This is a genomic window from Streptomyces sp. NPDC058371 (assembly GCF_042723265.1).
Lineage (GTDB): Bacteria > Actinomycetota > Actinomycetes > Streptomycetales > Streptomycetaceae > Streptomyces.
The window spans coordinates 228,020-239,723 of sequence record NZ_JBHXJC010000009.1; the positions used below are offsets into that span (position 1 = coordinate 228,020).

Here is an 11,704-nt window from a genome sequence, read left to right on the forward strand (position 1 = left end):
AAACCTGGCTCACCTCCTCTACTCGGGGGGGTCAGAGGAGGAGAGAGTGAAGACTCTCTTTCTTGGGCGGGGTACAACACGGGTGGGGGGGGGGGCCCGACACGGGTCCGGCCCAGACCCCGGAGCCGGTACGGGAGCCAGGTCCGGAGCCGGTGCGGCGCCGGGCGGGCCGGTTTTGAGTCCTTTGCTCGGCGCGAGTGCGTCTGTCGTGTGACAGTTTTCTGACATGACGTCAGCCGAAGGGCCGTGCTGACCAGGGGCGGCCGGAGGATTTCTGCCGTCCGTCGGCATATGCGTGGCGATCGGGGGAACGCATGCCCCCGATGGCCCGTCTCCAGGAGCGAGGCGGCGCACCATCTGCTGACAATGGCGAAGACCCTCGCGCAGTGTTCGTGCAGGCGCGTCTACGATGGAAGCCTTCACGTCACAGCACCCACCTCGCCTCTCCTAATAAGCCGTCAAGCTCCACTTGGGAAGGCCAGACGAATCCTGATGGGGAACTCAATGTCGTTCATCGGCCGTGACATGGCTGTCGACCTCGGGACCGCCAACACGCTGGTGTACGTCAGGGGTCGCGGGATCGTACTCAACGAGCCGTCCGTCGTCGCGATCAACACCAACACCGGTGGCATCCTCGCGGTCGGCGCGGAAGCGAAGAAGATGATCGGGCGGACCCCTGGCAACATCGTCGCCGTGCGTCCGCTGAGGGACGGCGTCATCGCCGACTTCGAGATCACCGAGCGCATGCTCCGCTACTTCATTCTGAAGATCCACAAGCGGCGCTACCTCGCCCGTCCTCGAGTCGTCGTCTGTGTGCCCTCGGGCATCACGGGCGTCGAGCGCCGCGCCGTCATCGAGGCCTCGTCCCAGGCCGGCGCCCGCCAGGTGCACATCATCGAGGAGCCCATGGCCGCGGCCATCGGCTCCGGCCTGCCGGTCCACGAGGCCACGGGCAACATGGTGGTGGACATCGGCGGCGGCACCACGGAGGTCGCGGTCATCTCGCTCGGCGGCATCGTCACCGCCCAGTCCATCCGCGTCGCGGGTGACGAACTGGACAACGCGATCATCCAGCACATCAAGAAGGAGTACTCCCTCCTCCTCGGTGAGCGGACTGCCGAGCAGATCAAGATCACGATCGGTTCGGCGTACGACCTCGACAATGACGAACACACCGAAATCCGCGGCCGGGATCTCGTGTCCGGGCTGCCCAAGACTGTTGTCATCTCCGCGGCCGAAGTGCGCAAAGCCATCGAAGAGCCGGTCAACGCGATCATCGATGCCGTGAAGACGACCCTCGACAAGTGCCCGCCCGAGCTGTCCGGTGACGTGATGGACCGCGGAATCGTTCTGACCGGCGGCGGCGCCCTGTTGCGAGGCCTCGACGAGCGGCTGCGCCGCGAGACCGGTATGCCGATCCATATCGCCGAGGACCCGCTGGACAGTGTGGCGCTCGGCGCCGGCAAATGCGTCGAGGAGTTCGAGGCGCTCCAGCAGGTTCTGGACGCCCAGCCGCGCAGATGAGGTAACTCTTCGATTCCGCCGTACGAGATGATCCCTTCTCGTACGGCGGATCGTTGATATCCAGGCATAAGCTCCCCCCATAACGCACCCGTGGTTTTCGTCCTTCGGGGCTTTCCCGGGTGAGTCATACACGAATTCCGACGAGGAAGGCACGGCCGCCGCACGTGAGGGACACACGAGAGAGCCGGCTGCTCCTGGTGCTGCTGATCGCCATCGCGTTCGCACTGATCACGGTGGACATCCGCGGCGGGGAGGACTCACCGGTCGACGGCGCCCGGCAGGGAGCCGCCACGGTCTTCGGCCCGATCGAGAACGGGGTGTCGACCGCGGTCGATCCCGTCGGCAACGCGATCGCGGCCGTCCGTGACTCCGGTGACCGGCACGACCGCATCGCCCAACTGGAGCACGACAACGCGGCGCTGAAGGCGAAGCTCGGCAGCGACGCCCGCAACAACAGCCGCACCAAGCAGCTCGACAAGATGCTGAAGACGGCGGGCGACGGACAGTACGGAATCAAGGGCGCCCAGGTCATCGCCATAGGGGCCGCTCAGGGCTTTTCCTGGACCGTCACCATCGACGTCGGCGCGAACGACGGCATCAAGCGCGACATGACCGTCCTGAACGGCGACGGTCTCGTCGGACGCGTCACCACCGTCGGGCCCAACGCCGCCACGGTGCTCCTCGCCAACGACCCCGACTTCACGGTCGGTACGCGCATGGAGTCCTCCGACGAACTCGGCTTCGCCTCCGGACAGGGCGACCGCCCGCTGCGCGTCCAGCTCCTCAACGGCAAGGCCAAGGTGGCCAAGGGCGACCGCATGGTCACCTTCGGCTCGCAGGCCGACCGGCCGTTCGTGCCCGGCGTCCCGGTCGGGGTGATCTCCCGCATCGACCCGTCCGGCGGTGACCTGACCCGCACGGTCTACGTCAGGCCGTTCGTCTCGTTCACGAAGCTCGACATCGTCGGCGTCGTCGTCGAGGCCCCGCGCAAGGACCCGCGCGACGAGGTGCTGCCCCCGAAACCCAAGCCCACCCCCACGCCGACGGTGACCGTCACGGTCACCCCCTCGGCGAACACGCCCGTCGACGGCCAGCAGCAGTAGGAGCCGAGTCCCATGCGTTTCAACCGGATGCTGCTCTCCACCACCCTGGTGGTCGTCGCCCTGGTCCTCCAGGTGAGCGTCCTCGCCCGGCTGCACCTGCCGGGCGCCGTCCCCGACCTGATGCTCCTCACCGTGCTCGCCCTCGCGATGGTCTACGGCCATGTCAGTGGCGCCCTCATCGGCTTCGGCGCGGGCCTGCTCGCCGACCTCGCACCACCCGCCGACCACGCCGCCGGACGCTACGCCCTCGTGCTGTGCGTCATCGGCTACCTCGCCGGACTGGTGAAGCCGGACAATGGCCAGCTCAAGTCCGCGACCGGCCCGATGGCCGTGGTCGTCGCCGCCGCCATCGGCTCCACCCTGCTCTACGCCGGAGTGGGCGCCCTCGTCGGCGACACCGCCGCCCGCCACGTGGGCCTCGGCAGCCTGCTGTTCACGGCCGCCCTCTACGACCTGCTGCTGGCGCCCTTCGTGGTCCCGGGCCTGATGGCCCTGGCCCGCCGCGCCGAGAACGACCCGCTGGCCGAGACCAACCCCAATGCCGCGGACGTCTCCGCGGGCTGGCTCTCGTCCGGCACCGGTCTGCGCATCGGCAGCCAGCGCGGCGGCCTCAGAGTCAAGGCCGCCAAGGCGCGCGTCGCCCGCGCGGGACGCATCAAGGGGGTCAAGCGACTGTGAACACCGCGCAACAGCGTGAGCAAGAGCCGGTCAGGTCGAGGCAGTTGGCCGGCGCCGCGGCCCACGCGCACAGGTTGGCCGTGTACTCGTACTACCCGTACACACACTGAGAGGGGGAGGCAGCCGCAGTGACCATTGCCCACCCGTCGCCCACCACCACCCTTCCAACGGATGGGCTCCGCCCATGACGAACATTCCCGAGACCGGCCGGACCCCACGGGTCCAGATCCGCCTCGTCGTCATCCAGATTCTGGTGCTCTCCCTCCTCGGGACCCTCGGCGGCCGGCTCTGGTACCTCCAGATCCGCAACGGCGACGAGTACGCCAAGGAAGCCTCAGGCAACCATGTGCAGCAGGTCGTGCAGCCCGCCGTACGCGGCTCGATCCTGGACGCGCGCGGAGTGCCCATCGCCGACAACGAGACCCGGCTCGTCGTCTCCGCCTCCCGCACCGACCTGCTGAAGATGAAGGACGACGGCAAGGGCGTCCTCACCAAGCTCGCCGGCGTCCTCGACATGAAGCCGCAGGACGTGGTCGAGAAGGTCCGGCTGTGCGACGCCAAGACGCCCCAGCCGTGCTGGAACGGCTCGCCCTACCAGCCGATCCCCATCACTGACGAGGCCACGCCCCGGCAGGCCCTGCAGATCCGCGAGCGCTCCGAGGACTTCCCCGGCATCACCGCCGAGCCCGAGGCCGTGCGCCGCTACGCCGCCCCCGGCCAGGCCAACACCGCCCAGGTGCTCGGCTATCTCTCGCCCGTCACGGACGACGAGATCACCAAGGCCAAGGACACCGACTCGCCGTACCTCCGCTCCGACCAGGTCGGCCGCAGCGGTCTGGAGCGCCAGTACGACAAGCAGCTGCGCGGCAAGGCGGGCGTCACCCGCTACGAGGTCGACAACCTCGGCCGCGTCATCGGCAAGGCCAAGAGCGACAAGGCCGAGTCCGGCGACAACCTCGTCACCAGCATCGACTCCCGCGTCCAGCGCGTCACCGAGTACGAGCTGAACGAAGCGATGCAGAAGGCCCGCGAACAGTTCGACAAGATCACCGGCGAGAACTACAAGGCGGACTCCGGAGCCGCAGTCGTCATGGAGGCCAAGACCGGCCGCATCGTCGCCATGGCCTCCAGCCCGACGTACGACCCGAACGCCTGGGTCGGCGGCATCTCCGGCAAGGACTACGCCCAGCTCACCGGCAAGAAGTCCAACTACCCGCTGCTGAACCGGGCCATACAGGGTCAGTCCGCGCCCGGTTCGACCTTCAAGGTCGTCTCCACGGCCGCCGCGGTCGAGGCCGGCTACGAGTGGGACGGCGGCTACCCCTGCACCAGCTCCTACTCGGTCGGCGGCCAGGTCTTCAAGAACTTCGAGGGGGAGAGCTTCGGCCCCATCTCCCTCGGCCGCGCCCTGGAAGTCTCCTGCGACACCGTCTTCTACGGCCTCGCCGACCGGGAGTGGAAGAAGGACGGCGGCATCAACCCGAAGAAGGGTCAGCCCAAGGACTACTTCTACAAGGCCGCCCACCAGTTCGGCCTCGGCAAGCAGACCGGCCTCGACCTCCCCAACGAGGTCACCGGACGCGTCCCCGACCGCCAGTGGAAGCTCGACTACTGGAAGGCCAACAAGGACGCCTGGTGCAAGACCGGCAAGAAGAACGGTAGTTACGTCGAGAAGATCGCGTACGAGAACTGCCTCGAAGGCAACAAGATGCGCGAGGGCGACTCGATCAACTACTCCATCGGCCAGGGCGACACCCTCGTCACCCCGATCCAGCAGGCCGTGATCTACGGAGCGCTCGCCAACGGCGGCACCATGCACACCCCGACCATCGGCAAGGCGATCGTCAGCGCCGACGGCAAGTCGGTGAAGGAGATCAAGCCGCAGACCAGCGGCAAGCTGCCGGTCAACCAGGCGACGATCAAGGGCATGGACAAGGCCCTCGCGGGCGTCGTCACCAGCGGCACCGCCGCCTGGAAGTTCCAGGGCTGGCCGCAGGACAAGATCGAACTGCACGCCAAGACGGGTACCGCCGAGGTCTACGGCAAGCAGACGACGTCCTGGCTCGCCACGTACAGCAAGGACTACACGGTCATCATGACCATCTCCCAGGCCGGTACGGGATCCGGCGCCTCCGGTGAGGCCGTGCGCAACATCTACAGCGCGCTGTACGGCGTCCAGGACGACGGCTCGATCGACAACAAGAAGGCCCTTCTGCCCACCCCGGAGAAGAGCCTGCCGAAGATCCAGTCGGACGGCTCGATCGACGCCCCGGAGATCTCCAAGGACCCGGCCAAGGACCTGCAGGCCAGTCAGAAGGACGAGCAGGGCACCGCCGACCAGGGCCAGCCGGCTGGCACCACCGCCCCGCCCGACCCCACCAACCGCGACACCCGCAGGCGAACCGCCCGCCCGAAGAAGCGCCGGAGGTTGCTCACATGACCGGCGCGAACAACTTCTCCGTCTCCGGCTACGGGCCCGAGCGCGCCGGCTGGACACGCCTGCTCGCCCGCGACTCGCTGGCCCGCCGCCTCGACTGGCCGATACTGCTCTCGGCGATCGCGCTCTCGCTGATCGGCACGGCCCTCGTCTACTCGGCGACCCGCAACCGCACCGAGATCAACCAGGGCGACCCGTACTACTTCCTGATCCGGCACCTGATGAACACCGGCATCGGATTCGCCCTGATGATCGGCACGGTCTGGCTCGGCCACCGCACCCTGCGCACCGCCGTGCCGATCCTCTACGGCATCTCGGTCTTCCTGATCCTGCTGGTGCTCACCCCGCTGGGCGCCACGGTCAACGGCGCCCACGCCTGGATCGTGATCGGCGGCGGCTTCTCGCTCCAGCCCTCGGAGTTCGTGAAGATCACGATCATCCTGGGGATGGCGATGCTGCTCGCCGCGCGCGTCGACGCCGGCGACAAGCCCTACCCCGACCACCGCACGGTCCTGCAGGCCCTCGGCCTGGCCGCCGTACCGATAATGATCGTCCTGCTCATGCCCGACCTCGGCTCGGTCATGGTCATGGTCATCATCGTGCTCGGGGTGCTGCTCGCCTCCGGTGCCTCCAACCGCTGGGTGTTCGGGCTGATCGGAGCGGGTGCGCTCGGCGCGATCGCGGTCTGGCAGCTGCACATCCTCGACGAGTACCAGATCAACCGCTTCGCCGCCTTCGCCAACCCGGAGCTCGACCCGGCAGGCGTCGGCTACAACACCAACCAGGCGCGCATCGCGATCGGATCCGGCGGCCTCTTCGGCACCGGCCTCGGACAGGGCTCGCAGACCACCGGCCAGTTCGTGCCCGAACAGCAGACGGACTTCGTCTTCACCGTCGCGGGCGAGGAACTCGGCTTCGTGGGCGCCGGACTGATCCTGGTCCTGCTCGGCGTCATCCTGTGGCGCGCCTGCCGTATCGCCCGCGAGACGACCGAGCTGTACGGCACGATCGTCGCCGCCGGCATCATCGCCTGGTTCGCCTTCCAGTCGTTCGAGAACGTCGGCATGACCCTCGGCATCATGCCGGTCGCGGGTCTACCCCTGCCCTTCGTCTCGTACGGCGGTTCGTCGATGTTCGCCGTCTGGGTCGCCGTCGGACTGCTCCAGTCGATCCGGGTGCAGCGACCGATGTCCGCCTGAGGTGCGATCGGGGCCGGGAGCGCACTGCCCCTGGCCCCGATTCGCGTCTAGATTCAATTCATGGCGGACACCAAGCGCGAGATCGAGCGGAAGTACGAGGGCCCGACGACCGGAGGCGGCACGGGCCTGCCGGACCTGACGAGCGTCTCCGGAGTCACCGGCGTCATCGGCAAGGGCGTCAGTGAACTCGACGCCACCTACTACGACACGGCCGACCAGCTCCTGGCCGCCGCCTCCATCACCCTGCGCCGCCGCACCGGCGGCGCGGACGCGGGCTGGCATCTGAAGCTGCCCGTCTCGGACGGCGTACGCGACGAGATCCGCGCCCCGCTCTCCGACACCGTGCCGCACGCCCTCACCTCCCTCGTGCGCTCCCGCCTGCGCGACGCCGAGCTGCTCCCCGTCGTCCGGCTGCGGTCCTCCCGCGACGTCCGCCACCTCGTGGACGACTCCGGCGCCCTGCTCGCCGAGGCCAGCGTCGACCGGGTACGCGCCGAACGGCTCGGCGACGGCAAGGGCAGCACCCAGTGGACCGAGATCGAGGTCGAACTCGCCGACGACGGGGACCCCGCCTTCCTCGACAAGGTCGAGAAGAAACTCCTCAAGGCCGGCCTGCACCGGTCCGCCTCACCCTCCAAACTCGCCCGGGCCCTGGCGGAGACCGGAGCGGCGCCGCCCGCCCGGACCCCGGCACCCGGCAAGGCCCCGGCCACCGCGGGGGACCACGTCCTGGCCTACGTACGCGCCCAGCGCGACGCCCTCGTCGAACTGGACCCCGCCGTCCGCCGCGATCTGCCCGACGCCGTGCACCGGATGCGGGTCGCCACCCGCCGGCTGCGCAACGTCCTGCGCTCCTACGACGACGTCCTCGACCGCACCGTCACCGACCCGGTCCGTGACGAACTGAAGTGGCTGGCGGGAGAGCTCGCCGGGGAACGCGACCAGGAGGTCATCACCCGACGGCTGACGGCGAGCCTGGACGACCTTCCCAAGGCCCTGCGCTCCGGCCCCGTACGCAACCGGCTGCGCACCTGGTCACAGGCGCGCCACTCCGGCTCCCGGCGCAGTCTGATCGAGGTGCTCGACGGCCGGCGCTACCTCTATCTGCTGGCCACCCTCGACGCACTGGTCTCCGACCCGCCCCTGCGCAAGGCGGCCGGAAAGAAGGCCGCGAAGGTGATGGGCAAGGCGGTGCGCAAGGACTTCGAGAAGCTGAAGGACCTGGTCGCCGAGGCCCGCGGCCTGCCGCCGGGGGAGGAGCGGGACCTCGCCACGCACGAGGCCCGGAAGAAGGCCAAGCGCACGCGGTACGCCGCCGAGGCAGCCGTCCCCGCCCTGGGCAAGCCCGCCAAATCCGTGGCCAAGTCGACGAAGACCCTGCAGAAACTCCTCGGCGACCACCAGGACAGCGTGATGGCCCGTGACGCCCTGCGGGACCTCGCGGACAAGGCCCAGGCGGCGGGCGAGAGCTCGTTCACCTACGGGCTGCTGTACGGCCGTGAGGAGCGGCAGGCGGCGGCCGACGAGAGCGCGCTGGCCAAGGCGTGGAAGAAGGCCGAACGCAAGGCCGCGTTCTAGGTCGGTCCGACGGATCCTGCGGTTCCGTCCCCGCGGTGCCTGGTGCCTGGTGCCTGGTGCCCGGAAACGGGGCGCGGCTCACCGCATGATCCGCCGGACAGGCACTGGAGCGTGCGAGGCGGCCCTCCGGCCGCGTTACGCTGAATGGTCACCCTGTCAGCTCATCGAAGGTCGCGACATGCCTGCCGAAGCCGCTGTGTCGGTGTTCCCGCAGCTCGAAGCTCTGCTCCCGCATGTGCAGAAGCCGATCCAGTACGTCGGAGGCGAGCTCAACTCCACCGTCAAGCCCTGGGACGCCTGCGACGTCCGCTGGGCGCTCATGTACCCGGACGCGTACGAGGTCGGACTGCCCAACCAGGGCGTCATGATCCTCTACGAGGTACTGAACGAACGTGAGGGCGTCCTCGCCGAGCGCACGTACAGCGTGTGGCCGGACCTCGAGGAGCTGATGCGGGAGCACAAGGTCCCCCAGTTCACCGTGGACAGCCACCGCCCGGTGAAGGCCTTCGACGTGTTCGGCCTGTCCTTCTCCACGGAGCTGGGCTACACGAACATGCTGACGGCGCTGGACCTGGCGGGCATCCCGCTGGAGTCCAAGGACCGCACGCTCGACGACCCGATCGTCCTCGCCGGCGGCCACGCGGCCTTCAACCCCGAGCCGATCGCCGCCTTCATCGACGCGGCGATCATCGGCGACGGCGAGCAGGCCGTGCTCGACATGACGGACATCATCCGCGCCTGGAAGGCCGAGGGCTGCCCCGGGGGCCGGGAGGAAGTCCTCTTCCGCCTGGCGCGGACGGGCAACGTCTACATCCCGGCGTTCTACGACGTCGAGTACCTGGCCGACGGCCGGATCGCCCGTGTCGTACCGAACAGGTCGGGCGTCCCGTGGCGCGTCTCCAAGCACACGGTCATGGACCTCGACGAGTGGCCCTACCCCAAGCAGCCCCTCGTCCCGCTCGCCGAGACCGTCCACGAGCGCATGTCGGTGGAGATCTTCCGCGGCTGCACGCGCGGCTGCCGCTTCTGCCAGGCGGGCATGATCACCCGCCCGGTGCGCGAGCGCTCCATCACCGGCATCGGTGACATGGTCGAGAAGGGCCTCAAGGCGACGGGCTTCGAGGAGGTCGGCCTCCTCTCGCTCTCCTCCGCGGACCACTCGGAGATCGGCGACATCGCCAAGGGCCTGGCGGACCGTTACGAGGAGGACAAGGTCGGTCTCTCCCTCCCCTCCACCCGCGTGGACGCCTTCAACGTCGACCTGGCGAACGAGCTCACGCGCAACGGCCGCCGCTCGGGCCTGACCTTCGCCCCCGAGGGCGGCTCCGAGCGCATGCGCAAGGTCATCAACAAGATGGTCTCGGAAGAGGACCTGATCCGCACGGTCTCCACCGCCTACGGCAACGGCTGGCGCCAGGTGAAGCTGTACTTCATGTGCGGCCTGCCGACGGAGACGGACGACGACGTCCTGCAGATCGCCGACATGGCGATGAACGTCATCGCCGAGGGCCGCAAGGCCTCCGGCCAGAACGACATCCGCTGCACGGTGTCGATCGGCGGCTTCGTCCCCAAGCCGCACACCCCGTTCCAGTGGGCTCCGCAGCTCTCCGCCGAGGAGACGGACGCCCGCCTCACGAAGCTCCGCGACAAGATCCGCGGCGACAAGAAGTACGGCCGCTCCATCGGCTTCCGCTACCACGACGGCAAGCCCGGCATCGTCGAGGGCCTGCTCTCCCGCGGCGACCGCCGCATCGGCTCGGTCATCCGCGCCGTCTACGAGGACGGCGGCCGCTTCGACGGCTGGCGCGAGCACTTCTCGTACGACCGCTGGATGGCCTGCGCCGAGAAGACGCTGCCCGCCTTCGGCGTGGACGTCGACTGGTACACCACGCGCGAGCGCACCTACGAGGAAGTCCTCCCCTGGGACCACCTCGACTCGGGCCTCGACAAGGACTGGCTCTGGGAGGACTGGCAGGACTCGCTCGACGAGACGGAGGTCGAGGACTGCCGGTGGACGCCTTGCTTCGACTGCGGGGTGTGCCCGCAGATGGACACGTCCATCCAAATCGGCCCGACGGGCAGGAAGTTGCTGCCGCTGGCGGTCAACAAGCCGGCGGGGGCTGGGCACAGTCACTGAGGTGAGCGGGGCGTAGGGCCTGTCGGTGACACGCCGGCCGAGGCGAGCGAGCGTGATGTAGCTGCCGTCCTGAGGTTGGCCTGCGTTTCGGAGGCTGGGGCCGTGCACTGCGGCCCGGCTTCGCCGCGTGCCTTTCCATGGCCTCGGAACGGCCGTCGGCCACGGCGTGGCGTGGCGTCGCGAACACCTCTGGCTCCGCGTGGAGCTTCCGTGCGTATGCACGCGGAGGCGGAGGTCGAGTGGGTCTGAAAGTGCGGGAGTCCTCAAGGGAGCTGACGCCGCGTCAGAGACCCACGGCGGGCCGCGCTTGCCACGGGGCAGGAGCGGCCCGCAGCTGGGGCTGTTTCAGCTACATGCCTGGCAGCGTGGCTGCGACGTGGTGGGGGTCCTGCCAGCGCTTGTGGATCCACAGCTTCTCGCCGTCCAGTACGACGGGTGCCCAGGTCCCGGAGAGTGAGAGGGGTGTGTCTTTGGGTAGTCGTGCGCTGAGCACTGACGGCCGCATTCCGGCGAAGCGGTTGTAGGCGAGTACCACCAGGGATCGGTCGGTACGCAGCACAAGTCGGCGGCTCGTCAGTGCGGTGACGGCGAGAGCCCCGACGATTCCTCCGATGGCGCCACCGGCCAGACCGAGTTGGTCGCCGAGCGCGAACCGGGCAAGGACCATTCCGGTCACCACGACGATGACGCGGGTCTGCGGGGGAATGCCACCTTGCGCGAAATAGACGCGTCGCACTGCTTCGCCCGGCTCCAGCAGCTTCCGCGACCGTTCGATCGCTTTCTCTCTCAGCCCATCGGACACCATGCCCCACCCCTCCAGTTGGCCCGCATGCGTGCAGGTCAGCGGAACTATAAACGCGGCAAGCGCCAGCAACAGGATGGCCGCATCCGGCTCGGCAGGAGATCGGCCCCTTTGCTCCACTGCTGTGTCGATATGGCATCGCGCTGTTGCCGCCGCACGCCGTGCGGCACCTCTTGGAGTGATACGGCAGAGGCAAGGTGAGTGTGAGGGAGGTCACCGTGGCGAAATGGAACCCTTCCTAAATCT

8 protein-coding genes are annotated in these 11,704 nt (G+C 68.6%); 7 read left to right on the forward strand and 1 reads right to left on the reverse strand.

Annotation, left to right across the window (positions count from 1 at the left end):
• The first annotated feature begins 504 nt into the window (after window positions 1–504).
• From ACFWM2_RS25730 to ACFWM2_RS25760, 7 genes are all read left to right on the forward strand, one after another.
• Window positions 505–1,524 (forward strand): rod shape-determining protein, encoded by a 1,020-nt coding sequence (locus tag ACFWM2_RS25730; RefSeq protein ID WP_164369335.1) that lies wholly within the window; start codon window positions 505–507, stop codon window positions 1,522–1,524.
• 164 nt (window positions 1,525–1,688) lie between these two features.
• Window positions 1,689–2,627: a rod shape-determining protein MreC gene (gene mreC, locus ACFWM2_RS25735; protein WP_383284319.1), complete on the forward strand. Its 939-nt coding sequence runs from the start codon at window positions 1,689–1,691 to the stop codon at window positions 2,625–2,627.
• 12 nt (window positions 2,628–2,639) lie between these two features.
• Window positions 2,640–3,305, forward strand: a complete 666-nt coding sequence (mreD, locus tag ACFWM2_RS25740; protein ID WP_383284322.1) for a rod shape-determining protein MreD — start codon at window positions 2,640–2,642, stop codon at window positions 3,303–3,305.
• 184 nt (window positions 3,306–3,489) lie between these two features.
• Window positions 3,490–5,745 carry a penicillin-binding protein 2 gene (mrdA, locus tag ACFWM2_RS25745; RefSeq protein ID WP_383284325.1) on the forward strand — a complete coding sequence of 752 codons (2,256 nt, stop codon included), beginning with the start codon at window positions 3,490–3,492 and terminating at the stop codon, window positions 5,743–5,745.
• Window positions 5,742–6,941, forward strand: coding sequence for a rod shape-determining protein RodA (rodA, locus tag ACFWM2_RS25750; RefSeq protein ID WP_383284328.1), 1,200 nt, complete (start codon window positions 5,742–5,744; stop codon window positions 6,939–6,941). Before mrdA ends, rodA begins: the two co-directional genes overlap by 4 nt.
• 60 nt (window positions 6,942–7,001) lie before the next feature.
• Window positions 7,002–8,519 carry a CHAD domain-containing protein gene (locus ACFWM2_RS25755; protein ID WP_383284331.1) on the forward strand — a complete coding sequence of 506 codons (1,518 nt, stop codon included), beginning with the start codon at window positions 7,002–7,004 and terminating at the stop codon, window positions 8,517–8,519.
• Window positions 8,520–8,697: 178 nt separating this feature from the next.
• The gene (locus tag ACFWM2_RS25760; RefSeq protein ID WP_383284333.1) at window positions 8,698–10,656 is read left to right on the forward strand and encodes a TIGR03960 family B12-binding radical SAM protein; all 1,959 of its coding nucleotides are present in this window, start codon (window positions 8,698–8,700) and stop codon (window positions 10,654–10,656) included.
• A 349-nt stretch (window positions 10,657–11,005) separates the two neighbouring features.
• Here ACFWM2_RS25760 and ACFWM2_RS25765 read toward each other — a convergent pair whose 3' ends face one another.
• The gene (locus ACFWM2_RS25765) at window positions 11,006–11,578 is read right to left on the reverse strand and encodes a hypothetical protein (protein WP_383284336.1); all 573 of its coding nucleotides are present in this window, start codon (window positions 11,576–11,578) and stop codon (window positions 11,006–11,008) included.
• Between the last annotated feature and the right edge of the window lie 126 nt (window positions 11,579–11,704).